The organism is Klebsiella spallanzanii, from assembly GCF_902158555.1.
Classification (GTDB): Bacteria; Pseudomonadota; Gammaproteobacteria; order Enterobacterales; family Enterobacteriaceae; genus Klebsiella; species Klebsiella spallanzanii.
Map to the genome: position 1 here is coordinate 12,932 of NZ_CABGGS010000047.1, position 24,439 is coordinate 37,370.

Annotated in this window: 22 protein-coding genes; 8 read left to right on the forward strand and 14 right to left on the reverse strand. The window is 55.3% G+C overall.

Annotation, left to right across the window (positions count from 1 at the left end):
* The first annotated feature begins 27 nt into the window (after positions 1–27).
* Positions 28–1,011 carry an alpha/beta hydrolase gene (locus tag FN082_RS28375; protein ID WP_142982785.1) on the forward strand — a complete coding sequence of 328 codons (984 nt, stop codon included), beginning with the start codon at positions 28–30 and terminating at the stop codon, positions 1,009–1,011.
* A gap of 187 nt (positions 1,012–1,198) precedes the next feature.
* Here FN082_RS28375 and FN082_RS28380 read toward each other — a convergent pair whose 3' ends face one another.
* Positions 1,199–1,945 (reverse strand): SDR family oxidoreductase, encoded by a 747-nt coding sequence (locus FN082_RS28380; protein ID WP_139538071.1) that lies wholly within the window; start codon positions 1,943–1,945, stop codon positions 1,199–1,201.
* A 368-nt stretch (positions 1,946–2,313) separates the two neighbouring features.
* On the opposite strand from FN082_RS28380, the gene FN082_RS28385 reads away from it, so the two are divergent.
* Complete coding sequence (locus FN082_RS28385; protein WP_142982786.1) at positions 2,314–3,294, forward strand: GlxA family transcriptional regulator; 981 nt, start codon at positions 2,314–2,316, stop codon at positions 3,292–3,294.
* A gap of 78 nt (positions 3,295–3,372) precedes the next feature.
* The gene (gene gap / locus FN082_RS28390; RefSeq protein ID WP_142982787.1) at positions 3,373–4,383 is read left to right on the forward strand and encodes a type I glyceraldehyde-3-phosphate dehydrogenase; all 1,011 of its coding nucleotides are present in this window, start codon (positions 3,373–3,375) and stop codon (positions 4,381–4,383) included.
* Positions 4,384–4,610: 227 nt separating this feature from the next.
* Here the strand turns inward: gap and FN082_RS28395 are convergent, their stop codons facing one another.
* The 7 genes from FN082_RS28395 to FN082_RS28425 all read right to left on the reverse strand — a co-directional run bounded on the left by FN082_RS28395 (position 4,611) and on the right by FN082_RS28425 (position 11,635).
* Positions 4,611–5,594 carry a hypothetical protein gene (locus tag FN082_RS28395; protein WP_142982788.1) on the reverse strand — a complete coding sequence of 328 codons (984 nt, stop codon included), beginning with the start codon at positions 5,592–5,594 and terminating at the stop codon, positions 4,611–4,613.
* Between the two features lie 568 nt (positions 5,595–6,162).
* Complete coding sequence (locus FN082_RS28400) at positions 6,163–6,978, reverse strand: phytanoyl-CoA dioxygenase family protein (RefSeq protein ID WP_142982789.1); 816 nt, start codon at positions 6,976–6,978, stop codon at positions 6,163–6,165.
* A gap of 23 nt (positions 6,979–7,001) precedes the next feature.
* Positions 7,002–8,171, reverse strand: a complete 1,170-nt coding sequence (argE, locus tag FN082_RS28405) for an acetylornithine deacetylase (protein WP_142982790.1) — start codon at positions 8,169–8,171, stop codon at positions 7,002–7,004.
* Positions 8,164–8,838 (reverse strand): DUF1028 domain-containing protein, encoded by a 675-nt coding sequence (locus FN082_RS28410; RefSeq protein ID WP_142982791.1) that lies wholly within the window; start codon positions 8,836–8,838, stop codon positions 8,164–8,166. The genes argE and FN082_RS28410 overlap by 8 nt, the downstream gene beginning before the upstream one ends.
* On the reverse strand, positions 8,835–9,269 hold the full coding sequence (locus tag FN082_RS28415; RefSeq protein ID WP_139538064.1) for a RidA family protein: 435 nt from the start codon (positions 9,267–9,269) through the stop codon (positions 8,835–8,837). Before FN082_RS28415 ends, FN082_RS28410 begins: the two co-directional genes overlap by 4 nt.
* Positions 9,270–9,291: 22 nt before the next feature.
* The gene (locus FN082_RS28420) at positions 9,292–10,551 is read right to left on the reverse strand and encodes a flavin-containing monooxygenase (protein WP_142982792.1); all 1,260 of its coding nucleotides are present in this window, start codon (positions 10,549–10,551) and stop codon (positions 9,292–9,294) included.
* Between the two features lie 169 nt (positions 10,552–10,720).
* Positions 10,721–11,635: a LysR substrate-binding domain-containing protein gene (locus FN082_RS28425; protein WP_112215697.1), complete on the reverse strand. Its 915-nt coding sequence runs from the start codon at positions 11,633–11,635 to the stop codon at positions 10,721–10,723.
* Positions 11,636–12,121: 486 nt separating this feature from the next.
* Here FN082_RS28425 and FN082_RS28430 point away from each other — a divergent pair, with 486 nt between their 5' ends.
* From FN082_RS28430 to FN082_RS28445, 4 genes are read left to right on the forward strand one after another with little or no spacing between them, the layout of a single operon-like run.
* The gene (locus FN082_RS28430) at positions 12,122–13,642 is read left to right on the forward strand and encodes an amino acid ABC transporter permease/ATP-binding protein (protein ID WP_142982793.1); all 1,521 of its coding nucleotides are present in this window, start codon (positions 12,122–12,124) and stop codon (positions 13,640–13,642) included.
* A gap of 27 nt (positions 13,643–13,669) precedes the next feature.
* Entirely contained in the window at positions 13,670–14,542 is an 873-nt protein-coding gene (locus FN082_RS28435) for a phytanoyl-CoA dioxygenase family protein (RefSeq protein ID WP_142461627.1), read from the forward strand.
* A 23-nt stretch (positions 14,543–14,565) separates the two neighbouring features.
* Positions 14,566–15,396 carry an ABC transporter substrate-binding protein gene (locus FN082_RS28440; protein WP_139538059.1) on the forward strand — a complete coding sequence of 277 codons (831 nt, stop codon included), beginning with the start codon at positions 14,566–14,568 and terminating at the stop codon, positions 15,394–15,396.
* A 4-nt stretch (positions 15,397–15,400) separates the two neighbouring features.
* Entirely contained in the window at positions 15,401–16,132 is a 732-nt protein-coding gene (locus tag FN082_RS28445; RefSeq protein WP_142982794.1) for a class II aldolase and adducin N-terminal domain-containing protein, read from the forward strand.
* A 37-nt stretch (positions 16,133–16,169) separates the two neighbouring features.
* On the opposite strand, the gene FN082_RS28450 is transcribed toward FN082_RS28445, so the two are convergent.
* The 3 genes from FN082_RS28450 to FN082_RS28460 all read right to left on the reverse strand — a co-directional run bounded on the left by FN082_RS28450 (position 16,170) and on the right by FN082_RS28460 (position 19,972).
* The gene (locus FN082_RS28450; protein ID WP_142982795.1) at positions 16,170–17,048 is read right to left on the reverse strand and encodes a LysR family transcriptional regulator; all 879 of its coding nucleotides are present in this window, start codon (positions 17,046–17,048) and stop codon (positions 16,170–16,172) included.
* 29 nt (positions 17,049–17,077) lie between these two features.
* A complete protein-coding gene (locus FN082_RS28455) occupies positions 17,078–18,268 on the reverse strand; it encodes an MFS transporter (protein WP_139538056.1) in 1,191 nt (396 codons plus the stop codon).
* 204 nt (positions 18,269–18,472) lie between these two features.
* On the reverse strand, positions 18,473–19,972 hold the full coding sequence (locus FN082_RS28460; protein ID WP_142982796.1) for an aldehyde dehydrogenase family protein: 1,500 nt from the start codon (positions 19,970–19,972) through the stop codon (positions 18,473–18,475).
* Positions 19,973–20,207: 235 nt separating this feature from the next.
* Here FN082_RS28460 and feaR point away from each other — a divergent pair, with 235 nt between their 5' ends.
* On the forward strand, positions 20,208–21,116 hold the full coding sequence (gene feaR, locus FN082_RS28465; protein ID WP_142982797.1) for a transcriptional regulator FeaR: 909 nt from the start codon (positions 20,208–20,210) through the stop codon (positions 21,114–21,116).
* On the opposite strand, the gene FN082_RS28470 is transcribed toward feaR, so the two are convergent.
* The 3 genes from FN082_RS28470 to FN082_RS28480 are packed head-to-tail and all read right to left on the reverse strand — an operon-like array spanning position 21,117 to position 24,272.
* Positions 21,117–21,440 (reverse strand): YdbL family protein, encoded by a 324-nt coding sequence (locus tag FN082_RS28470; RefSeq protein WP_110273411.1) that lies wholly within the window; start codon positions 21,438–21,440, stop codon positions 21,117–21,119. It lies immediately after the preceding gene.
* Positions 21,441–21,447: 7 nt separating this feature from the next.
* Complete coding sequence (locus FN082_RS28475; protein WP_110273412.1) at positions 21,448–21,633, reverse strand: YnbE family lipoprotein; 186 nt, start codon at positions 21,631–21,633, stop codon at positions 21,448–21,450.
* Positions 21,633–24,272: a YdbH family protein gene (locus tag FN082_RS28480; protein WP_142982798.1), complete on the reverse strand. Its 2,640-nt coding sequence runs from the start codon at positions 24,270–24,272 to the stop codon at positions 21,633–21,635. Before FN082_RS28480 ends, FN082_RS28475 begins: the two co-directional genes overlap by 1 nt.
* Positions 24,273–24,439 lie beyond the last annotated feature (167 nt).

Genomic DNA, 24,439 nt, shown 5'->3' on the forward strand with positions numbered 1-24,439 from the left:
ACGCTGAATTTTACAGGAACCTCTCCGATGAATATTGCCGCCTCCATTGCCCTTTTGAGCGCTTGCCCATTTGTGAGTCTGGCAGCAGTACCGGTGACCTTCTCCGAAACTGTCCTGGATGCCGCTGGACCAAAAGGCCCTTTGAAAGGCACGTTACTTACCCCGAATTCAAAACCAACAGCCGTTGTTCTTATCGTTCCTGGCTCCGGACCGACCGATCAGGATGGAAACAACCCGCTTGGTGTGAATGCATCGCCTTACCGACTTCTTGCTGAAGGCCTGGCTGCCAAAGGCTTTGCGACGCTTCGTATCGACAAACGTGGAATGTTCGCTAGCGCAATGGCCGTAGAGGATGCCAATGCGGTGACGATTGCTGACTATGTTGACGACGTTCGATCCTGGGTAGACGTGCTTAAACGTCACATGCACACTCCCTGTATTTGGGTTTTAGGACACAGCGAAGGGGGCGTAGTCGCACTTGCCTCGGCTCAAGAAGAGGATGTGTGCGGCGTGGTTCTTATCGCAACGCCCGGGAGGCGGATGGGCGAGGTGTTGAGGGGGCAACTTAACGCTAATCCGGAAAACGAAATACTATTAAAGCAGGCACTGCCGATAATTGATGCTCTGGAGCATCGGCGGCGAGTCGATATTACGAATATGCACCCAGCACTACAAAGTCTCTTTAATCCTGCGGTTCAGGGTTTTTTGATCAATGCGTTTTCATATAATCCGGGTCATCTCATTTCGAGGATTTCCAAACCCGTGTTAGTGCTACAAGGGCAACGTGATCTCCAGGTGGAAGAAACGGATGCAAGACTGCTTAAGGCCGCGAATCCTCAAGTGTCCCTGGTTATACTGCCCAATATGAACCATGTTATGAAAGAGGTGGCTTCGGACGATCGCAAGGCGAATATCGCCTCATACGCTGAACCCGCGCTCCCCTTAGCTCCCGGTTTAATCGACTCGATTGAGCATTTCCTGAACCACAACTCACCTTTTCCCGAAAAGTAACAGCTGCTCTGCTCTCGGCAAATGAACTCCCTCACATAGGGTCTGCTTCGTGCTGGGAGCGGACATTTCGCGTAGTCAGGAGCAAGAAAAATCATGTTTTTAGGCTACGGAAAAGGCATACGGGGTATGCCGAACTTGAAAGCCTAAACTCTGGTTGTTTTTCTCCAGTCGCCGCCACTAAACCTAATTACAATTCCTGAGCCGTTGGTCTGAAAATAATTTCACTCACACCAACATCTTCTGGTTCATTAATAGCGAAGGCTACCATGCGTGCATAGGTTTCTGCTGGCACACCGACATTTTCAACGTAATCCTGATTTGCCGCCTTCACGTCTTCATCTGTTATATGCTCCAGCAGTTCTGTTTTAACTGCACCGGGAGAGACTAACGTGACACGGATATTATGTGCCGCCATTTCCTGGCGCAAACCCTCTGTTAAAGCACGGACAGCAAATTTTGTCGCTGAATAGACAGCAGAACTCTGGAAGACAAGGTGTGCAGCAACAGATGCGGTGTTAATGATATGACCTGTTTTTTGTGATTTCATATAAGGCAGCACCGCAGCAATCCCGTGTAGAACCCCGCGCAGATTGACATCAATCATCTGATTCCATTCATCAACATTTCCCTGATCAAGGCGGGAAAGTGGCATCAGGCCGGCATTATTGATAAGCACATCTACACGACCGAATTTGTTGACTGTTGTCTCAATGAGGTTGTTTACGTCATCAAGTTTCGTCACATCGGTTGCGACGGCAATTGCTTCTTTATTCTGCTTTTGGAGCTCACTCGCAATAGCCTCTATGCGGTCTATTCTTCGCGCTGCCATCACAACCTTTGCTCCTTTTTCAGCAAGATGACGTGCAGCCGCCTCACCCATACCGCTTGATGCGCCAGTAATTACAATTACTTTTCCTATGATGTTATCTGTCATTTTTACTATTCCTGAATAGGGGAAAGGCTGTTGTCATCACTATCAGACTGAGATTCTTCAGACTTCAGTGACACGTTCCTGAACAGGGATAATCTTAGCAGTGGAGCATTAATTCGATAATGCGCATAAATTTATAGCGATTATGAGTACAGCTCATTAATGTGAGTTAAATACAATGCAAAGTCCGCTTCGCTCAAAGCAGCCCTTAGCCGTTACCACAGACAAGTTTGTGCCAGCAACGCACATCAGCCGACGACCCCGTCCACTCAATATCAAACAACCAGCACAAGCCCCCTCACCGCAGCAGGAAAGATGCCCTCTGCATATGCCCTGTTGACTTATTCTGTAAAAAGATTACTTTTCAGGACATGAAGAAAATACTCATTATTGTCCCCGATGGCGGCATGTTGTTTGAATCCGCAGGTATTGCCGACATTCTGATGCAGGCCAACCGTCTGCATCCGGAAGGCGCTACGGACAGCTGTTATCAGGTCCAACTCGCGACAACCCAGCCGCATCAGGTGATCCATGGTCAGTCTGGTTTAAATCTGCTGGCCGATCATCGCCTGCACGAGATAGACCCGCGCGAGCCTCTCGATACCATCATGATTACCGGCAGAGGTCAAAATCCGCAGGAAGGGATTGCGGTGGTTGACTGGCTGCGCCTTGCCGCTCCCCATGCCCGCCGCATTGCCTCCATTTGCGGCGGTGCGATGCTGCTGGCGCAAACCGGGCTGCTGGACGGCAGGCGCGCCACCACCCACTGGAAGCTACTGGAAACCATGCAGGCGGAATATCCTCAGGTGCGCGTGGAAGGCGGTCCGCTCTATATTCAGGACGAACACATCTGGACCTCAGGCGGGGTCAGCTCCGGCTTCGACCTGACGCTAGCGCTGGTTGAAGAGGATTACGGCTTCAGCCTGGCGCGCGACATCGCTCAGGACTTCGTCATGTATCTGCGCCGTCCCGGCGGCCAGCTGCAATTTAGCCGCTACAACCTTCAACAAACCAGCACTCTGGGCCCTATTAACGATCTGCTGGCCTGGTTGCTTGAGAACCTCACCGCCGACCTTAGCGTGGACAAACTGGCGGAAAAAGTCGCCATGAGTCCGCGAAATTTCACCCGCGTATTTACCCGTGAAACCGGCGCATCTCCGGCGCGCTACGTCGCCGAAGCCCGTCTCGCCGCTGCCCGGCAGCGTCTGGAGCAAACTCACGAGACGCTGGAGCGTATCGCCGAACAAACGGGATTTGGCAGCAGCATCAACCTACGGCGGCTGTTTGAAAAACAGCTCCACCTCACACCGGGTGAATATCGCCAGCGCTTTCACTGTCGTAAAATGGCGTAAAGTGATCCTTTTTTGTCATTTACGCCAATCCATGACCGGCCTACATTAGCTCCAGAGACAACAGATAAGGAGTTGATCATGGTAAAGGTCGGTATTAACGGTTTTGGCCGTATCGGACGTAACGTACTGCGTGCTGCACAGGGCAATCCGGACATTCAGATTGTGGCAATCAACGATCTGACAGACAGTAAAACGCTGGCGCATCTGCTGAAATACGACTCGCTGCTCGGAAAACTCGACGCCGACGTTACCGCCGGTGAGGGGCAACTGGTGGTTGACGGTAAACCCATTACCGTGTTCAGCGAACGCGACCCGGCCAATATCCCGTGGCGTGAGCGTGAAGTCGATATCGTTATTGAAGCTACCGGCTTCTTCACTGACCGTGATAAGGCGGCGGTGCATATTCACAGCGGTGGCGCAAAGCGCGTGATTATCTCCGCTCCCGGTAAAAACGACGATTTAACCATCGTGATGGGCGTTAACGATGGGCTCTACTCCCCGGATAAACACTTTGTTGTCAGCAACGGGAGCTGTACGACTAACGGCCTGGCACCCGCCGCACAGGTTCTGCACCAGCATTTTGGTATTAAGCATGGTCTGATGAACACCACCCACGCCTACACCAACAGCCAGGCGCTGCACGACCAGCCGGAAAAAGACCTGCGTGGTGCCCGCGCCGCTGCACTGTCGATAGTGCCTTATTCCAGCGGCGCCGCAAAGGCGCTGGGCAAGGTCATCCCTGAGCTGGATGGCCGCTTAACCGGTTACTCGCTGCGCGTCCCGGTTCCGGTAGTGTCCATTGTCGACCTGACCGTCACGCTTGAGCGGGATGTAACTGCAGAAGAGGTCAATAATGCGTTTCGTGACGCCGCCGCGACGGGACCACTGCAAGGGATCCTCGGCTATAGCGATGAACCGCTCGTCTCAAGCGACTACCAGGGTGACCCGCGCTCTTCCATTATCGACGGTCTGTCAACGCTGGTGATTGGCGGCAATATGGTCAAAATACTGGCGTGGTACGACAACGAATGGGGATTCTCAAACCGCCTCGTCGACCTGGCGCTGATGATGGCAAGGCGTGAACGCTAACCCCCTGCTCTCGCACTCAATCTAAAAAGCATAAATGCCTTCTAGGGGCATTTATGCTTTTACGGCAATGTGCGGAATGCAAATATTTTCTGATCAGGTATTCCTGTCGTGCTGGAAAATATTTAGTGCACAAATAACGCGATCAAAATAATGATAGGAATAGGCACACCCAGAAAGAAAAGCAATATTGAACGCATAGGTTCCTCCTTCATAATGAATATTGAAAGCTATAAATCACGCTGACGGCCGCCATAGGTTGCGCAGAGGCTGGCGACAAACGCACCGATTAACAGAGAAATAAATGACCACAGGGTGACATAGCTAGTGGTTTTTCTGGCAGTATCTGCGGCCTGCTGCGCTTTATTTTTTGCCTCTTTCAAATTGGCCTGCGCTTTATCATAAACAGACTGAACACGTTGCTCGGCCTCTTTCTGACTGATGCCGGTATTTTGAGAAACTAACTGCGCCACATAAGTCAGGTCATCCGGGGGAAGCGCGCCAGAATAAATACTGTTAGCAAAAATACCCGTAACCTCTGCTAATTGCGCTGGTGACTCGGCTCTTGGCGGCGCGGGCTGATTCATTGCCATGACGTCATTACCTGATGAATTTGCAGGAAGCCCGCTGTTTTCTGTCGGGGTGGGACCGGTCGCCCTAAAAAGTGAGCGGGTAAAATATTCCATCGATGACTTCGACAGCACAGAGGATTTGTCTCCCGCATTATTCATGGCGGTTGCTGTCGCGCCCCCGGCAACGGAGCCCACCACTTTTGCGCTACCGCCGATGAGGGAACTGATGGTTGTGGTCAAAAGGACTGCGGATACAAGCAATGCAACGGCCCACGTCAAAAAACCATGCGCAGTATCGCGAAAATAAACTTCATTGGTGTGAGTATCAACCCATTTCGTACGAAGGCGTCCGGCCAGGTATCCCCCCATTCCTGATGCCACGATTTGTGTAAATGTCAGCCATGCGATAGCGGCAATGCCTACGGTACCGGCCGCAAGGCCGTGATTTTCCCAAGGGGAAATGGAGGTAAGGCCTAATCCTGCGCCAAGCATAAGCAACATCAGCGCCAGCGAAGCCGCTGCAGCTGCGCCTGCAAATATTGCCCCCCATGATACCGCGCTAGCGCTGTTTACAGCGGCGGCAGGCAAGTGCCTGGCGGGTTCCTGATTGCCTAAATGGGTAGATTCGTAGATATTCGTCATTTACGTTGTCCTTTAAAATAACTCTTTAGTCCCGAAGCCGTATTGCACAAACGTCCACAGCAGAAGTTTACCTGCCAGATCTATGGCAACATCGAATTGGGTAATAAACGAAGCAGCTATCACCACCGCTTGAATTGCGGGCGAATCGATATAAAGCCAACCATCTAAATTAATACGAATTAACGATGCATGAATTTAATCAACAATTTGATATTAGTAGAAGATATTATTTTAACCATTTTTTATCGCCCAAAATATCACATTACAAGTGTAAGTAACTGTAAATAATGAGAATATATTTGAAGGTGAATTTGCCGCGATAATGTCCATTATAGGCAAACACTCTTAACCTCTCTGGAATTATCTTATTTTTGTGGCAGTCATCCACTGAATACTTGCATTTATTAAAAATGGCGTATATTTCTATTTGTATTATTGATTATTTAATACGCCAGATTTAAACGTAATAAATTGCCTTACTGCAGCCAGGTTTACCTATCAACCTGGCCACAAGAGCCGCGCGAGGAATGTTCGCTTCTCGCCCATTGCCCAGCCGGCCTTATCATCGCTACCGTGGCCATACCTGCGGAAATTCGTCGGCGACCAGCGGCTCGCCGTCGCGCAGCTTCAGCCCTGGAAACGGCGGCGATGTCACCCCACCACGATCGGCGAAAGTCGCATCGTCCCCCACCCAGCGGGCGGAAAAAACCCGGCGCGAACGAGCGGTTGTATTCCCCTTTGCGCCATGCAGCGTGCGGAAATGAAACGCCACCGCATCGCCCGGCTCCAGCGCCCAGCTCACAATGTCATAATCCTCCTCATGGGCATCAATATCCGGCAGCTCCTTATAGCGCGTGTGTGCGTAAAGCTTTGAACCGTTAAACCGCGTTGGGCTAAATTCATCATCCCACAGATGTGAACCGCGAATGCAGCGCAGCGAAATCTCCTCCGCCACCGGATCCAGCGGGATCCATAAGCTCACGTTCTGCCGCCCTTCCACGCAGTAATAGGGCTGATCGTGATGCCATGGCGTAACGGTACTGCCGCCTGGCTGTTTCACTAGCGTGTGTTCGTGGAAAAACTTCGCCGTCTGCGAGCCCATCAGCGCCGCGGCGATTTCCGCCGCCGGAGACTGAAACACAAAATCCGTAAATTCCGGGATCCGCGCCCAGTTGCAGTAGTCCTGAAAAAACGGCGCGGAACCATCCTTTGGGATCACGGTTCGCGCATGGCCATACTCGCTGGGGTTTGCCATCAGCGCGGCGACGCCGCCCGACAGGCTCTCGATCCACGGTGTAAATACACCCTTGAGTAGCACCACGCCATCCGCCTGCCAGCGGTCGATGGTCTGTTGATCAATACGCGGGGAGTGCTGGTTTTGCATAGTCGCCATCCTGTGTTGATAAATCAGGTGAGAGAATCGGGGGTATCGGCGCGCATCCACGCGCAAAGGTTTTTCAACATCGCCATACAGCGTTCGGTCTGGGAGATGCTGATATACTCGTCCGCCTTATGGCCCTGCTCCATGCTGCCCGGCCCGCAAATGAGCGTCGCAATGCCCGCCTCATCAAACAGGCCGCCTTCGGTACCGTAGGCAACCGTTGTTAAACTGTCGTTGCCGCACCACTGCGCCAGCCAGCGGGCAAAGTCCGACTGCGGATCGCTCAACAGTCCCGGATAGTGGCTCAGCGGCTGGAAACGGATATCGCAACTCTGCGCCACCTTGCGCATCGCCGGGAGAAGTTGCTCGCGGGCATAGTCGTCCAGGGCGTCGGTCACCGAATGTGGTCGCGTACCGGGTAAATAGCGGATTTCAAAATCAAACCAACAGGATTGCGGGACGATATTCAGCGCAGCGCCGCCGTGGAGGGTTCCCACCTGCAGCGTGCCCGATGGCGGGGAAAACCGGCTGTCCTGTTGCTGCGCGAAGCTTTCGCCCAGCGTATCCAGGCGGTTAATCAGCTTCGCCGCATAGCTGATCGCATTAACCCCTTGCGGAGCATAAGCTGAGTGACAGGCGTGCCCCTCCACGCAGCAGCGCATGGCGAGTTTGCCTTTGTGCCCATAGACCGGACGCATTTCTGTCGGCTCGCCGATAATGCACAGCGCCGGTTTCTCAGCCGACGCGCGGAGAAAATCCACCAGGCTGCGCACGCCCAGACAGCCGACCTCTTCATCATAAGAAAACGCCAGATGCAGCGGCATTCGCAGCGGCGCTGCAAGAAACGCCTCCAGCGATGCCAGCACGCAGGCGATAAAACCTTTCATATCCGCGCTGCCGCGACCGTAATAGCGCTCGTCGCGTTCGGTCAGCGCAAACGGCGGCACCGTCCACGCCTGGCCATCCACCGGCACCACGTCGGTATGGCCGGAGAGCATCACGCCGCCGGGACCCGACGGGCCGATTCGGGCATACAAGTTCGCTTTGCGCCCTTCGTCATCATAAAACAGCTGCGACGTTATGCCGCGCGCGTGCAAAAAGTCGGCGACCCAGGTAATCAGTGCCAGATTCGACTCGCGGCTGGTGGTATCAAACGCCAGCAGCTCTCCGAGGATCTCCCGCAGGCGATTACTCATCGCCCGGCACCCCGTAGGTCGGCGCTTCACGCGGATCCAGCGCGCGGGTGATGTACGCTTCCATTTGCGGCTCATAGGCCAGCCACAAGGCTTCCAGCGCCGCCACTGGGTTCTCTTCCGCCCAGTCCACGCGTAAATCAACGACTGGCCAGGCGTAATCTTCCACCACTTTAAGCGCCGCCGAGTGCTCCGGCCCCGCTTCGCCGCCCGCGTCAATTCCCGCCTGCAGAGCCGTAATCAAACGGCTGGCCAGTTCACCGGTAGCGCCTTCGAACGCCGCCGTCATAGCGATAATGACCTGCGGGTTGGCGAGCATATTTCCCGCCGCCACGCAGTTCTCGCCCTGCGCCACCTGCCAGATACCCAGCGTATGCTCGCCGCTGAAAACGGCGCTTTCACCGCTGGCGTCGATCACCACCACCTGGCGATAATCACTAAACCGGTCTTCGCCCAGCGCCTGCTTCAGGGCCTGCTCCGGAGGGAGCCCCGCTTCCAGTCCGGCAAGGATCTGCGGCCCAAGCGCGGGCAGCGTAATATTCTGGCTGGCTACCGCGCCAACGCCAGGTAGCAGCCACGGGCAGCGAGCGCCGACGGCAATGCTCGACGAGCTAATCGCGATCCCTAGCTGACCTGACTCCGGGCACAAGGCGGAAATAGAAATGGTCATAACGCCCCCTGCTCATTCCAGTCATCAGGTATCACCGCCGTGACATCAATTTCCATCAGCCACTGCGGCTGCGCGAGAGCCGACACCACCACGCCGGTCGAAATCGGAAACACGCCTTTCAGCCATTTACCCACTTCCTGATACACCGGCTCGCGATAGCGCGGGTCGATCAGGTAGGTCGTCGTTTTGACGATATGCGTCAGATCGCTTCCGGCCTCTTCCAGCAGCTGCTTAACGTTTTTCATCGCCTGCTCCGCCTGAGCGCGCGGGTCGCCAAGACCTATCAGGTTGCCGTCAAAATCGGTTCCGACCTGACCACGAACGTAAACGGTATTGCCTGCGCGTACCGCCTGGCACAGATCGTTGTTGAGCGTCTGATTCGGGTAGGTCTCTTTGGTGTTAAACATCCGAATGCGGGTATGTGTTGGCATATTAGCGTCCTCAAATCAGGCGTTAGCAGGAGGGTTGGTAGTGTTGATACTGGCGCTGAATGGCAATCTGATCGGCGATATATTTCGCATCATGCCAGACGCCCCAGATAAAGGTTGAGCCACGACGAGAAAGCCAGGGCAAGCCAAGGAAATAGACGCCGGGTTCGCTGGAGACACCGCGATGATGCTGCGGGCGCTGCTGTTCATTAAAGGCGTTCACCTTCAGCCAGCGGTAATCGGTGGTATATCCGGTGGCCCAAATAATGCTGCGCACGCCCGCTTTTTGCAGGTCGAGTTCAGCGAGCGGTTGGGTCAGGCAATCAGGGTCGGGCAGAAAGAAGCGTGCCTCCGGCTCTTCTGGCAGCGTCAATCCGTTGCGGGCAATATAGTCATCGGCGGCATCGAGCAGCGCCAGATAGGAGGCGTCACCAAGGCGAATATTGTCCGCCAGATCGTCGCGGAAGAAGGCTTTCCCCTCGGTAAAGGATTGGGTTTGGCCAACCAGGGTAATGCCCTGGTGCGCTAGCTGGCGGAAATCGACGGTATTTCCGCCCTGGGCGCCGCTGACGGCAATCGTCACGTGCTCTTTTCCAGGCTGGTTGGCTGGCGCATCCCACAGTCCTAATACGCCCAGCCACCAGCAAAAATCACGCTGACGGTAGCGGCGCGGCGGGCGATCGTGTGCGCCGACGGACAACCACACCGCGCGCCCTGCCCGGCGTAACTCATCAGCGATTTGCACGCCGGAAGAGCCTGCACCAACCACCAGCACGCCACCTTCCGGAAGCTGCTGCGGATTGTAATATTGCGCAGAATGAATCTGATGAACTGCACTATCCTGCGGCGCGATAGCCGGGATCGTCGGGCGCTGGAATGGCCCGGTGGCGACGACGATGCGCTGAGCCTCGATGATTCCCTGCGATGTCTCGACGCGAAAGCCCGGACGCCCGTCTAAACGTTCAGCGCTGAACACCTCAACGCCGGTGCGTATCGGAGCATTAAACGTTTTGGCATAAGCGGTGAAGTAGTCGGCGATCTGCTCTTTGGCGACAAAACTATCGGCATCGCAGCCGGAAAACATCATGCCGGGAAACCGATCGTGCCAGGCGGGTCCGTTGGCGACCAGCGAATCCCAACGGCCGCTGCGCCAGGCCTCAGCGATGCGTTTTTTTTCCAGTACCAGATGGGGGACGCCGTGATGGGTCAGATGCTCGCTCATCGCGACGCCTGCCTGTCCCGCGCCAACCACCAGGGTATCGATTTCTGTAATCTGCTCTGTCATTTCTGTGTCCTTCAAGCACGGTTGTCCGGCTATTTGCCGGAATTGACAGAGCTCAGGTTAAGTAAGTGTGATGAAATGGTAAAATATTATAAAACGTTCCTCTGAATAGAAATTTACGAGGCTATATAAACAATAAAAAATAATGCTTCCTGTTAGCCAAATAAAATAATCAGACCTGATGCGGCGTTAACTCAATGCTGCGACAATAATCCATAAAGAGCTGCGTCGGGCGCGTGGGTTCATTATTTGTCAGATGCGCCATAATTAATGTGGATGCCGGCATTTCATCGGCAATATCCAGCTGCACCAGTTTTTCACCATCATAGGTTATATCGCAAAGCGGGCGGGTAACCAGTACCGAAAAGCCCAATCCCTGCCCGACCATGCAGCGCACCATTTCAATAGATGGCGAACTGTAGGCAACTTCCGGGTGATAACCTTTCTCTTTAAATATCGAGACAAAATAGTTTTTGCTGGGAACCGCATCGAGCAAAATCATCGGTTCCCGGCTTAACTCCTGAAGCGTGACGCATTTTTTCTGCGCCAGCGGATGAGATGCAGGCAACAAAGCATAGGGTTTATGCGGCGCATTCAGCAGCTCTTTATGAATGGAGTGCCCTAATTCCAGATCGTAGACCAGCGCCAGATCGAATCGCCCACGGTGTAGGCCATGCATCAGTTCGTGCTGTTCGCCATCGTAGAGCTGGAGGGTGATTTCGGGATACATTTTTTTAAACCCGGCCACCAGCTTTGGCATATACAACGGCGCAACGGATTCAAAGCAACCCACAGAAATAGTCCCGGAAACCAGCTCCTTATCCGCCCGCGAATTCTGTTCAAACTCATACGACAGCCGCAGTAGCTCTTTGGCTTTATCGTAGAAACGCCGTCCGCCAGAGGTCAGGGAAACGCCCTGCGCATGATGGCGGATAAACAACTGCTGGTCGAAAGTGCTTTCAAGGTTTTTAATCGCAATCGAGATTGATGGCTGGGCAATGTGCAGCTGCCGGGAGGCCTCGGCAATACTCTCCGTTTCCACCACCGTCACGAAATACTTTAGCTGTTTGAGGGTAAATCGGTTCATAGCGTCACCATTGATAAAATATTGTCTTACTGCAATCAGGCTTAGTTTTCCGATATGCAACTTGCAAGCCTCGTGCCATACCGATTTTGATTAAAATATTGATTGGCCAGTCGCTAACTCTATTTCTTCGTTTCTTATTTCTCGGGCGATATTTACCGGATTGCACCATAACGTCTCGCACTGCACCTTATTAGCTCACAATACGCCCCAATATTGCGCAAACTCTCATTTCAGTGGAAATTCAGTTTAAAAATAACAGTGATTGTTTTTAAGTTGTTTCAATACTGTTTCGCATTAATTACGTTGAATTACTTAAGGTTAATATTGCTGTATAGTTTTTTTAAACTTAAAGGCCCAAAATTTACTAATTGCCTCCAATGGAATACTGCCAGCATAGTGTCATTGCAATATGAACGCTGGCGACTCCCCATTTTAGAACATTGGAATCGCCTTAATTTCCGTTAATGATGGCGAGTGAAATAGCCCATGACGTTTAACTGGAACTATATGTTAAGCCTGCTCAGCGATGTCGACTTTTGGCAGGCCACCTGGACCGTCATCAAATTAAGTTTGCTGACCTGGGCTTTCAGTATTGTGCTGGGATTTATTCTGGCGCTGGCAAAGCAGTCGCCGCGCAAGCTGTTTAATGTGCCTGCCCGCCTCTATATCTGGCTGTTTCGCAGTATGCCGCTGCTGGTGTTGCTGATTTTTGTCTACAACATGCCCCAGGCGCTGCCGTCATTTGCTCCGGTGCTGAACGACCCGTTCTGGGCCGGGCTGCTGGCGATGGTGCTTAGCGAGGCCGCCTACATCGCTGAAATCCATCGCGGCGGGCTGCTGTCGATCCCTAAAGGGCAAAGCGAAGCCGCTCGCGCGCTCGGGCTGCGCTATGCCGGAACCCAGTGGCGGGTGGTGATCCCGCAGGCGCTGCGCGTCGCCCTGCCTGCATTGGCCAATGAGTATATTGCCATCGTCAAGCTCAGCTCGCTGGTATCGGTCATCTCTCTGACCGAAATCTTAATGGTCGGCCAGCGCCTCTATTCGCAGAATTTCCTGGTGATGGAGACCATGGCGGCGGTCGCGTTTTATTACATCCTGATCGTCACGGTCTTTGATTTCCTGCTCAAACGCCTGGAGACCTGGCTCGATGTCACTCAGCGCAAAATCACGCGCCCAGTGGATGAGGAAATGCAGCGACTGGCGACGGTCCGGCGTCCGGCGATGGCCCGCAGCGTCAGCGTGGCGCAGGAACCCGCGCTACAGGCCTCAAAGCTGCATAAAGCCTATAACAATGTCGAAGTGCTGGGCGCGGTCAGCCTGCAAATTCAGCCCGGTGAGGTGGTTTCCGTTATCGGCCCGTCGGGTTCCGGTAAAACGACGCTGATTCGCCTGCTAAACGGTCTTGAGCAGATCGATAACGGTGAGATCAAAATCAACGGACAACCTTTTATTCACCTGGATCGGCAGGGACAACAGAAGCCGCGTTTTATGGAGAACAGCGAACATCGCCAGAATATCGGCATGGTATTCCAGAGCTTCAATCTGTTCCCCCACCTGACCGTTCTCGGCAACCTGCTGCTGGCGCCGCGCTATCACCATCTGGCCAGCGAAGGCGAGCTGAAACAGCACGCCTGCGAACTGCTGCATAAAGTGGGCATGCTGGAACACGCGTGGAAGTATCCGCATCAGCTTTCTGGCGGCCAGCAGCAGCGGGTAGCGATTGCCCGCGCGCTGATGATGCGCCCACAAATTATGCTGTTTGATGAACCCACCTCGGCGCTGGATCCGGAAAAAGTTAACGAGGTGCTACAGGTTATCGAATCGCTGGCTCATGAAGGCATCACCATGGTGATCGTCACCCATGAGATGAACTTTGCCTTCAAGGTTTCCGACCGAATTGTGTTTATGGAAAAAGGTCGCGTGGTCTGCGACGACACGCCTGCGGCAATGCGCGACGGACAACACCCGCGCGTGGATGCCTTCCTGAAAGATGTCTCTTTGGCTTAACGCCTCCGTTCCTCAAAGGAGAAGATTATGATTGCGCAGTGGCAAATCGAACAGTTTCATCAGCAGGGTTTTCTGGTCGTCGAAGAGGTGCTTAACGCAGAGGAAGTCGCCCTGTTGCAAGCCGATTTCGACGCCTGGGTAGAAGAGAGTCGGCAGCATAGTGAAGTCTGGGGGGAAACTCTCGACGGTCGACCGCGTTTCGATCTGGAAAGCGATCACGCGGCCCACCACCCTTCGCTGCGTCGGGTAAGTTCGCCCACCGAGATTTCCGCCGCCTACCGCCACGCCGCGCTAGATTCAAAGATGGCGGCGATTGCCGGTCAGCTTATCGGCGGCAGCGGAACGCGTTTTCATCACAGCAAAATTAACTCCAAACTGCCGCACACCGCAACGCAGGTAAAATGGCATCAGGATTTTCTGTTTACCCCGCACAGTAACGACGACATCATCACCGCCCTGCTAATGGTCAGTGAAGTGACGCCGGAAAATGGCCCGCTCAACGTGGTGCCGGGCAGCCATCAGGGACCGCTGTGGTCCCACTGGCAAAACGCGCGCTTTACCGGCTCGGTGGACCCGCAGGTTGAAGCGGCCCACTGCCAACGGCCGCAAGCCTGTTTTGGGCCATCAGGATCGGTATGTTTTATGCACACTCGCCTGCTCCACGCCTCCAGCCCGAATGAAACCGACCTGCCACGTACGCTGTTTATCAGTGTGTATGCAGCGGAGGACGCCCTGCCGTATGGCGAAAATCCGCTGCCCAGCATTCATGCCGGGCAGATGGTTGCCGGTGAAGAGAGCGGCCTGGTGCGCAGTACCGTTAATCATTTACGCCTGCCGCAAAAACCGCGCGGCGCATCCTTTTTCGTCCAGCAGGCCGGTACCGATCGCGCCAGCATGTAATTTGCCCACTCCCTGGAGGTTGTATGAAATGTATTAATGCTTTGCGCCCTGCTGCCCTGCTCCTTTGCGTCACCGGAGCCCTGACGTCCTTTAGCACGCTGGCCTTCCAGCAGCCGGGAAAAATCACCGCGGGTTCGGATATGACCTTTTTCCCGTATGAATATATGGAAAACAACAAACCCGCCGGATTCGACATCGAGTTCCTTGCCGGACTGGCGAAAACCATGGGCCGCGAGGCGGTGAATATTGATACCCGTTTTCCGAATTTAATTCCGGGCTTACAGGGCGGGCGTTTTGATATCACCAACTCGTCGATGTACATCACCGCCGAACGTCTGAAAGTTATCGATATGGTGCCCTATCTGAAGAGCGGCGAAGCGATCCTCGCGCTGAAAGGCAGCGATTATCAGCCGAAAACGCCGGAAGAGTTTTGCGGCCACAAAATTGGTTCCATGGGAGCCACCTCATGGCTGGCGCAATTGCAAAAGCTCTCTACCGATTACTGCGTGAAAAAGGGCCTGAAGCCGATTGCGCTCAGTGAATACACCACCGACCCGCAAACCACTCAGGCGCTGCTGTCGCGGGCGGTAGAGGCGCAAATCACCGATGCGGCGGTGGCGCGCGGCGTCATTGATAAGCTTGGCGATCGGGTGGTTATCTCATCGGAAACCCTGATTTACCCGGTGCTGAACGGTTTTGGGGTGAAAAAAGGCAACAGTGAGGTGAAAACCGCACTGGAGGAAGGCCTGAAGAAATACAGCGCCACGCCGGAATACGCTGCGTTACTGAAGAAATACAACTTCCAGGCGCCGACGCAAGAGGATTTGCAAACCCTGATGCCAAAAGCGGAGTAATTATATGGCCCGGTCTTATGAAGAACAGACGCGTATCGACCTGGCGGCAACCTTTCGCATCATCGCCCATCTTGGGATGCACGAGGCGGTGGCCAACCACTTTAGCGCGGCCATCTCGGCGGACGGCAAAAAGTTCCTGCTGAACCCGAAGTGGAAACACTTTTCGCGGATCCGCGCCAGCGATCTACTGCTGCTGGATGCTGATGATGAAACCTGCGCCCATCGGACGGACGTAGACGCCACGGCGTGGGCGATTCACGGGCAAATCCACCAGCGTCTACCGGAGGTGCGGGTGGTGCTGCACCTGCATCCGGTTTACACCACCAGCGTGGCTTGCCTGGAGACACCGCATATCCCGCCGGTCGATCAGAATACAGCGCGCTATTTTAACCGCGTTGCCGTCGATACGCTTTATGGCGGCATGGCAGACACCACGGCGGAAGGCGCCCGACTGGCATCGCTGCTGGCCGATAAGCGCCGACTGCTGATGGGCAACCACGGCGTGCTGGTAACCGCCCCGTCTATTGGCGAGGCATTCGATGATATCTGGACGCTGGAGCGCGCCTGCCAGATTCTGGTGACCGCCTGGTCAACGGGGCAGCCGCTGAAAGTGCTCTCCGATGCGGTGGCGGAGAAAACCGCGCAGGATTGGGAGGGGATCGCCGACTTTTCACGTCAGCATTTCGAAGAGATGAAGCAGATAATGATCGACGCCGATCCGTCGTTGCTGGATTAGCCGGTTTCCCCGGACAACCGCGTCCGGGGATATCCCTCTACGAAGCAAAGTCGGCTGTAATGATCTCGCGGATACGGTTTAAGCGCGGGTTTTCCCGCTTTTTATGCCACACCAGGTAAAGATAACTGGTCGGTGAGATCTCGACTGGCGTCGGTGAGACTAACCTGCCCTGCGCCAAAGCATCGGCGCAATGATAATCCGGCAGCACGCTCCAGCCCTGCCCGTCGATCACCATCTGGCGGATAATCCGCATATCCGGGATCGTCAATGCCGCCTGCAACGGCGGTGCGCTATGGAACATCGCCTGCCACAACGTTCGAATCAGCGGTAGATCTTCGTCAAACGCGATCAGCGGCAGTTGGCTGAGGGTAATCATGTCAGGCGTCATACCGATGGCGTCAGTCAACGCAGGACTATGCACCAGCAGCATTCTTTCCGTATGCAGCAAGCAGTAGTGGTAATTTTTTTCATCCGGCACGCTGGCGGTAATGGCAAAGTCGACGCTGTCATCCTCCAGCATGGCATAAATTCTCGCCCGATCGCCCACGTGAAAGCGCACCCGATATCCGGCATTCATTAATTTTGCGAGGGTTGGGGTAAAACGGTAATAAACAAAATCCGAGGAGCCGACAAAATAGACCGTTCCACCCGCATCTACTTGTGGACGATAGCTGGCAATTTTCGCCTCCACACCGTCAATAAACGGTGCAACGGCCCGAGCCAGCTCTTCCGCCGCGTCCGTGGCCTTGACCCCACGAGCCTGGCGGACGAATAGCGGTTTACCCACCAGCGACTCCAGCGCCTGAATATGCTGCGAGGCTGCGGGCTGGGTGATCCCAAGTTGCTCCGCAGCACGGGAAAATGAGCCAGTTCTGTATGCTTCAAGAAAGGTTCGCAGGTGGGTCAGATGGCTCATTCAGGGTTACTCTTCGTTTAATTTGCTTATCAGGCTACCGCACCCTCTGCGCCAGCGGCAAGACGACGTGTAATTTGCCACCACAATAATCCCAAACCCAGTAATGAGAGCAGCGCACCAGCAAGCCCTACCCACACAATACCCGCGTGAACGATTGTTATCCCCCCCAGCACCGAACCCAGGGCGATACCCGAGTTAAAACCAGCGATATTGAGCCCTGCAGCCACGCCGTGAGCGTGCGGCGCATGAGTCTGGGCAATGCTAATAAGGCGAGCTTGTAGCGCAGGTACGGCGGCAAAAGTCAGCATCCCTAACAGGGCAACCAGAATTGCCATGGGCCAGAGCGAACCACTGAATAGCCACATTCCCGCTGTGACGATAATGATCCCCAGCACAATCAGTACCGAGGCGCGATTAACGCCAAGCGCATCAGTCATTTTGCCGCCGAGGATATTACCCAACGCCGCCATCACACCGTAGACCAGCATGAATATACTGACCGTTGCCGTCGTCACGCCGGTTTTCGTCGTCAGAAGTGGCGCAATATAGGTATAGGCGGTAAACGAGCCGCCGTAGGCCAATACTGTTACCAGCGCCCCGGCCAGCAAGGTGGGATTAAGCATCGTGGAAAGATGACTGAGCGCAGAATTGCCTTGCGCATTTTTTGGCGTAGCCAGCGCATCTTTCATACCAAACAGCAGCCCAAAGAAGCCAATCGCACCAAAGAGGCCAATCGCTGCCATCACATAACGCCAGGGCATCACGCCCGCCAGAACGGTGCTGGCCGGTACGCCAATCGCCATGGCAAGAGTGAATCCGCCGAACACTACCGCCACGGCGCTACCGGCCTTTTTCGGGCCCGCCAGACGTGCAGCAGTGCTTGACGCGACGGCGAGAAACAGTCCATGACCTAGCCCGGCGATAAATCGCGCCGCCAACAGCAGCGTCAGATTAGCGGCAAAGGCCGCGGCGAAACTTCCCAGCGTGAAGACCACAGCGGTCACCAGCATCACATTTTTGCGACTCCAGGACGCGGTAAGCGCGGTGAGAACCGGTGCGGCCACGGTGGCACCCAGCGCATAGGCCGTCACCGCACCACCGCTCTGTTCAATGCTCACGCCTAATCCGTTTGCCATCACGTCAGTCAGGCCGATGGGTACAAATTCAGCTAAACCCAGCGCAAACGCGCTGAGGGTGAAGATATAAATAACAAGCGGCATAATCGCCTCCGGAAAATGAAGAGGCGATAAAAATACGGAGAATTAAGACATAACTGAAATTATCGATTTTATACCAGGCATTAATATTATTATGTCATGGTGATGGCGTCGCAGAGCGAGATACGGCGACTATCCTGATGATCGCGCCTGTCCTGGCTACAGGTTGCCCCGGTAAGGCGTTAGCCACCACCGGGGAAAATACCGCTAATACCGCACGCAAACCGATTTCGTTTCGCACCAGTCGTCCAGCCAGTCGGGACCGAAATCGCGGCCGGTGCCGGACTGCTTCATGCCGCCGAACGGCAGGTTGGCGTCGATCAGCGTATGGCTGTTAACCCACACCGTACCCGCCTGCAGGCGGTCGGTGTAATTCAACGCCTGCGTCAAATCACGCGTCCACACGCTGGCGGTCAGGCCAAAATCGCTGTCGTTGGCCAGACGCAGTGCTTCTTCGCCATCGGCAACGCGCACCAGGTTGACCACCGGGCCAAACACTTCTTCGCGAGTCAGGCGCAGGTTAGCATCCGGGTTTATCACCAGCGTTGGGGCAATATAGTACCCCTGCGCATCCGGCCCGCCGTGACCGCTAATCAACTCCGCCTTCTGCTGGCGGGCTTCGTCGAGATACGCCGCCACTTTGGCGCAGTGCGCCTTCGACACCACCGGGTTGATCTGGGTGGTTTCCTGCATCCCTGGCCCCACCAGCATCGATTTCACCGCTTGCTCAAAGCCGCTTACCAACGTATCGAACAGCGGCGCTTCAATATAGATACGCGAACTGGCAGCACAAACTTGCCCCTGATTAAGGAAGCTGCCGGTCATCAACCCTTCGATCACCCATTGGGGATCGGCATCTTTCAGCACGATAGCCGGGTTTTTACCGCCTAATTCCAGGGTTACGCGGGTCAGGCGGTCAGCCGCCACGCGGGCAATCTGTTTACCGGTGGCAGTCGAGCCGGTAAAGCTCACCTTCGCCACCTGCGGGTGCGAGGTTAACGCCGCGCCGCACTCGGCACCGCTGCCGGTGACCACGTTGAACACGCCGTCCGGTACGCCTGCTTCGCTTGCCAGCTCTGCCACGCGTAGCAATGTAAGCGGCGTGGTTTCCGACGGTTTAATGACAATAGAGCAGCCAGCCGCCAGCGCGGGCATCACTTTCCACATGCCAATCATCAGCGGGAAGTTCCACGGCACGATCCCGGCCACGACGCCAATCGGCTCTTTTTTGGTCCACGCCTGATAGCGCGCGCCCTGCGGGAAGGGAATAGACACATCCAGAGTTCGACCGCTGATTTTAGTGGTCAGCCCGGCGGTATAGCGCATCCAGTTCAGGGTGCAGCCCACTTCAAAGGCGCGGGAAATATTAATCGATTTCCCCTGCTCCAGGGTCTCCAGTTGCGCCAGCTCCTCGCCGTGCTGCTCAACCAGATCGGCAAAGCGCAGCAAAATACGCTCTCGGTCTGCGGGCGTCCGCCCTGACCAACTGCGGGAGACAAACGCACGCCACGCAGACATCACCGCGCGATCAACGTCTGCGGCATTGGCATCCACCGTGCTGGCGATGGCCTGCCCGGTGGCCGGGTTCCAGACGGTTAAGCGCTTTTCACTCTCTGCCGCCTGCTGCGCACCATCGAGGTACAAACCATGCTGTCTGTCTAAAAACTGCTGCACGCTGGCAAGTCGCGCGACCTGTGATGTGGACATACCCCTTCCTTATTGTTCGCGGATAGTGGTTTCAGTCTATGCCGGGGTCGCGGTTCACGCTTTTTTCTCTGTGACATTCGCTTGTGCCGCTGTGACAGGCACCGCAATTAAGTCGATTTCGCGGACAAAAAATGTGCCGCAGGTAATAGTTCTTTCATATACTCCGCCACCAGCCCTTGCCAGAAGCATCATAAATGCAACAATGCAAAAACATTATTATTACAAGGGATGCACGATGAGTACGGCAAATCGTGGGCAGGATTACCAGCATTGGTTAGCAAAAATCAATCAGGTCTGCGGGCAGTTCGCCGCTCGCCCGCTGGATGATAATTTTCACGGTGAGATAGACGCCAGCTATGCTGGCGACCTGAAAGTCAGCACGGTGACCGCTCGCGGCATCAACCTCTACCGTACCCGGCAGGAGATCCAGCGCGATAACGACGCCTGGTTTTATACCGTCTTCCAGCTCTCAGGACAGGCGACAATCGAGCAGGACGGTCGCCAGGCGATGCTGGAGAGCGGCGATATCACCCTGATTGATGCTTCCCGTCCGTGCTCGATTGTCTGGCAGCAAACCTCACGCCAGGCCTCCTTACTTCTGCCAAGAACGCTGCTGGAACAGCAACTGCGCGGCAGTGAAATCAGCATTGCCACCCGGCTGACGAAAAGCCTGCCGATGGTCCAGCTAAGCCAACGCCTGCTGCATGAAAGTATGAACAGCCCGGAGCTGTCGGCGAGCGAAAGCAAAGCGGCGCTGGAGGCCATAGCCTGCCTGCTGCGCCCGATGCTGCACCATCAGGAGACTCGGCCATCCCGGCGCGATAAACAGTTTCAGAAAATTATGGCGTTAATTGATGAGTCAATACAGGCGGAACACCTGCGCCCGGAGTGGCTGGCCAGCGAAACCGGGATGTCGGTTCGCAGTCTGTATCGGCTGTTTGCTGAAAAGGGGCTGGTGGTCGCGCAGTACATTAAGAATCGTCGGCTCGATCTGTGCGCCCGCGCGCTGCAAAGCGCACATGATGACGAAAAGCTGGCGGGGATTGGCTACAGCTGGGGGTTCAGCGATCATAGCCACTTTTCTACCGCCTTTAAGCAACGCTTCGGCATCTCGCCGGGAGAGTATCGCAAGCGCTGCCGTTAGCTATTTTTTCAGCCATTTGCCGTTAAGGCCCTGCACATATTCCCCCGGTTGCGCCCTGGCGACCAGCTTCTGCCCGGCCATTTTCGCTACCTGATCCACCGGCAGATTGTTGTCATCCGCCAGTTGCTGATAGCTTTCGCTGCGGGCAGCATTAATCTGTTTAACCAACGCCAGGGTTTCTTTATCCTGTCGCAGCGGTTCAAGATAGCCGTTGAGGGTTTCGCCTACCCGCCCCTGCTGGCGAGCTTCGTTCAAGGTTAAAGCCAGTGCCTGAGTGCTGAATAACACGAGCGCCAGCGTCGCAGTTAACAGTCGTTTTCTCATCATCGCCTCAGAACAGATCGCTACGCGATTTGAGCAGATTCTCAACATCTTTATCCACCTTGATATGAATTTCATGCTCAATTTTGACATTCATATTGATGGTGATCGGCTCCTTTGACGCCGCAATCTCAATGCGCGGCGTGCAGCCCGCCAGCAGCATGGTCGCCAGAAAGGCGGTGAGTAGTTTGATCATTATTGTTGTTCCTTACAGGTGTTACTGTCCTGACAGCGCTGCGCGGGCAGCCTGGCATTTTGTTCAAGCCACGCTTGCAAATTGTCGCCAAAACGCAAGCTGCGCCACAGGTCAAAAATATTCTCTTCATGGGAATAGTTTAAGTGCACCGTGTTGCTTTTGCCCTCTACCCGGCTGGTACCGCTAATCGTCGCCTTCAGCGTCAGTACGCCAAGGTTATCGAGGTTGATGCGCGTCCACGAGGTGGCGACTTCCATATAGCGCAGCCAGTTTATCGCCGCCCCGGCGGAGACGTTGTCGGCCACCAGCGCGTCCGCTGTGTCTTTATCCAGGCGCATTGTCATCGGCCCCGGATTATTGAACCAGCCGTCCTTGATTATCCATTTATCGTTAGTCAGCCACAGCGGCAGCGCACCGTTAAACGGTCCGGAAACCGCAAACTGCTTCACTTTGATAGCACTCACCAGTTCGCTGCTGGAGATGTTTTGCAAACGCAGCAGCGCCGGATCATGCTGCGGCATCCGCAACTGCTGCATGGTCAGCTTGCCGCCGAGTATATCGACGCTGACGTTGCTGAGCTGCAACGGGGCGTCTTCGCTCCACGGGTAGGAGCCCTGGAGATCTGCCGTCAGATTACGCGAAGTGAACTGGTTGACGATTTCCCCAATGCGTAGCGATACCGGGTGGCGAGTGCCAAGCTGCCAGGTCCCTTCGCTAAAGCGGAACGGCAGCACAAAATCGACGCCGTTAATCTGGTTATCCGGCATCCAGGCGCTGCCGCCTTTCAGGACGCCGTGCCCGCCCGCTTCAAAACCCTGATCGGCGGCGGCAGAGAACGCCACCTGAGCGTACAACTCGCCTTCGCGTAGATTCATCTTCCACTCCGGCGGCACCAGCGGCTGGAACACGGTTAAAGACTGTTTTGGCCACCACGCCTGACCACGCAGGCGTTCACCGTCCCAGCGCCCGGTAACGCGCACCGGACCAATGTTTTGCGCATGCAATGAACCGTTGAACTGAAACCAGGTCGGGTCGCGCCCATCGACGTTAAATTTGAGCGTCGAGGGCGGTAGTTCGCTGCCGCCGCTAAAGGTGGTTTTTCCGGCGTCCAGCGACAGCGCGCCGGTCAGCTTAGGATGCTGTTCATCGCGCAGCCAGTGAATCGGCTCTTCCAGCGTCAAACGCGGCGTGCTGACCAGCATGGAGCCGTATTGCAGCTTATCAAAGCCCGTAGACAAGCTGTTAAGCACGATGGCGCTGTCGGTCCATTCGCCCGCGCCTTTGACATCCCAGCGCGCCTGCATCGGGGTGAAATGGCCTTCGCCCCAATAGCGCCACTGCCAGCGACCGCGGTCGGGCATAAAGTTGTCGGCCTGACCGTCAAGATGCAGGGTAAAATCGCCCATCTCCTGCTCGTGGGCGCGCAGAATGGCCTGCAGGCGGCCATCGACGCCCTGTTGGGTCACTTTAACGCCCGCCAGCGGCCAGCGGATCTCATCAATATTGAGCGAATCAATCACTCGCCCGCGCGAACGCAGCAGCGCGCCGGGATGAAAATTAAGTACCGGCGCGGTGAGCGGCCCACTCAGTTGCGCGGGCAGTCTGGCGTAAAAAATCAGATCGCCAAGCTTGGCTTCACCGGTCAACTGGAGCGGCATGTCGCTGCTGTCCATGCTCAGCTTACCGGGGCCGATATTCAGCACAGCGTTGCCCTTACCGGCCTGCCCCTGAGTTAGTACGTTCAGCCGCCCGCTCACCTGCATCTGCTCGGTGCCCTGCTGCCAGTTGCCCACCGACAGCGCGACGCGACCGCTTAACGCATTACCTTCGTATTCGGTGTGCCAGCGGCCATCGCTGATAACAATACGATCCGGAGTAATTTCCCACGGCAGATCAAGCATCGGCTCCACCTCACCACGCGGCGTAACCAGCAGTTGTCCACGGTTCTCCTGCCACTCGAGTTCGGCATCAACCAGGCCGGGCGTTTGTGGAAACTCGAAGGTGCTGAACAGGTGGCCATCGACCGGGAAGCCGTCCGGCACCAGCGGCATATGAAACTCACCCACCAACGTCACCGGGGCCTGATCTTCCACTAAACGCGCGGAAAAGTCGCTGACCGTCAACGCCTGGCCGCGCAGCCGCGCCTGAACAGAAACCTCTTTTCCGGCATAGCCAATATCCTGCTGCTCTGGCGTGAGCGACATCACCAGCCGCCCTTGCCATTTTTCCCACGGCGACAGACGCAGATTTTCAATGGTCAGCCAGCTATAAGGAAGCATCGATTGCCATTCGGCGAGGGTTTTCGGCGCACCGGGAGCGGCTTCGCTCTCCGGCAGCTTGTTCAGACAGGCGCTGTTAATATCCAGTTCAGTGATATGTAAACGCCAGCGACTGGGACGGGACAGCTCGGCATTAGTGACGTGCGCAATTTCGCAGTCGCCCACCAGATAGCGCAGATCGGGGATACGCAGCGAGGTGCGCGTCAGGCGCGGGCTTTCATCAAGAGAGATTCGGGTCCCCGCCGGCAGCCAGATCCCCGCCAGCGTGGGGACCCAATGGGTGAGCGTCAACAACAAAGCCAGCGGTAGCAACACTAGTGCTAATAATAGCGCGATGGCGGCTTTATATTTACCCTTCATGGGCAGCTAATATCCTGATTCAAAATAAGTAAAAGCCGAGAGGCCGTTATTGTGGCACGTTCGACCTGCGAGTTAAAGTTTCCGTCCCGTTTAAGCGTAGTCGCCGTCGCGTGATTCTCCAGCAAGCTATTGAGACGATGTTTAGTTTTCCCCTGCGACACTGATTA

What these genes read in the sequence shown, in the direction of transcription:
- FN082_RS28380 (WP_139538071.1), bottom strand. Translation starts at nt 1,945, where the DNA reads ATGACAGATAACATCATAGGAAAAGTAATTGTAATTACTGGCGCATCA.
- FN082_RS28480 (WP_142982798.1), bottom strand. Translation starts at nt 24,272, where the DNA reads ATGAAGGGTAAATATAAAGCCGCCATCGCGCTATTATTAGCACTAGTG.
- FN082_RS28410 (WP_142982791.1), bottom strand. Translation starts at nt 8,838, where the DNA reads ATGACCATTTCTATTTCCGCCTTGTGCCCGGAGTCAGGTCAGCTAGGG.
- FN082_RS28475 (WP_110273412.1), bottom strand. Translation starts at nt 21,633, where the DNA reads ATGATCAAACTACTCACCGCCTTTCTGGCGACCATGCTGCTGGCGGGC.
- FN082_RS28425 (WP_112215697.1), bottom strand. Translation starts at nt 11,635, where the DNA reads ATGAACCGATTTACCCTCAAACAGCTAAAGTATTTCGTGACGGTGGTG.
- FN082_RS28450 (WP_142982795.1), bottom strand. Translation starts at nt 17,048, where the DNA reads ATGAGCCATCTGACCCACCTGCGAACCTTTCTTGAAGCATACAGAACT.
- gap (WP_142982787.1), top strand. Translation starts at nt 3,373, where the DNA reads ATGGTAAAGGTCGGTATTAACGGTTTTGGCCGTATCGGACGTAACGTA.
- FN082_RS28420 (WP_142982792.1), bottom strand. Translation starts at nt 10,551, where the DNA reads ATGACAGAGCAGATTACAGAAATCGATACCCTGGTGGTTGGCGCGGGA.
- feaR (WP_142982797.1), top strand. Translation starts at nt 20,208, where the DNA reads ATGAGTACGGCAAATCGTGGGCAGGATTACCAGCATTGGTTAGCAAAA.
- FN082_RS28415 (WP_139538064.1), bottom strand. Translation starts at nt 9,269, where the DNA reads ATGCCAACACATACCCGCATTCGGATGTTTAACACCAAAGAGACCTAC.
- FN082_RS28385 (WP_142982786.1), top strand. Translation starts at nt 2,314, where the DNA reads ATGAAGAAAATACTCATTATTGTCCCCGATGGCGGCATGTTGTTTGAA.
- FN082_RS28435 (WP_142461627.1), top strand. Translation starts at nt 13,670, where the DNA reads ATGATTGCGCAGTGGCAAATCGAACAGTTTCATCAGCAGGGTTTTCTG.
- FN082_RS28470 (WP_110273411.1), bottom strand. Translation starts at nt 21,440, where the DNA reads ATGAGAAAACGACTGTTAACTGCGACGCTGGCGCTCGTGTTATTCAGC.
- argE (WP_142982790.1), bottom strand. Translation starts at nt 8,171, where the DNA reads ATGAGTAATCGCCTGCGGGAGATCCTCGGAGAGCTGCTGGCGTTTGAT.
- FN082_RS28395 (WP_142982788.1), bottom strand. Translation starts at nt 5,594, where the DNA reads ATGACGAATATCTACGAATCTACCCATTTAGGCAATCAGGAACCCGCC.
- FN082_RS28455 (WP_139538056.1), bottom strand. Translation starts at nt 18,268, where the DNA reads ATGCCGCTTGTTATTTATATCTTCACCCTCAGCGCGTTTGCGCTGGGT.
- FN082_RS28445 (WP_142982794.1), top strand. Translation starts at nt 15,401, where the DNA reads ATGGCCCGGTCTTATGAAGAACAGACGCGTATCGACCTGGCGGCAACC.
- FN082_RS28430 (WP_142982793.1), top strand. Translation starts at nt 12,122, where the DNA reads ATGACGTTTAACTGGAACTATATGTTAAGCCTGCTCAGCGATGTCGAC.
- FN082_RS28460 (WP_142982796.1), bottom strand. Translation starts at nt 19,972, where the DNA reads ATGTCCACATCACAGGTCGCGCGACTTGCCAGCGTGCAGCAGTTTTTA.
- FN082_RS28400 (WP_142982789.1), bottom strand. Translation starts at nt 6,978, where the DNA reads ATGCAAAACCAGCACTCCCCGCGTATTGATCAACAGACCATCGACCGC.
- FN082_RS28375 (WP_142982785.1), top strand. Translation starts at nt 28, where the DNA reads ATGAATATTGCCGCCTCCATTGCCCTTTTGAGCGCTTGCCCATTTGTG.
- FN082_RS28440 (WP_139538059.1), top strand. Translation starts at nt 14,566, where the DNA reads ATGAAATGTATTAATGCTTTGCGCCCTGCTGCCCTGCTCCTTTGCGTC.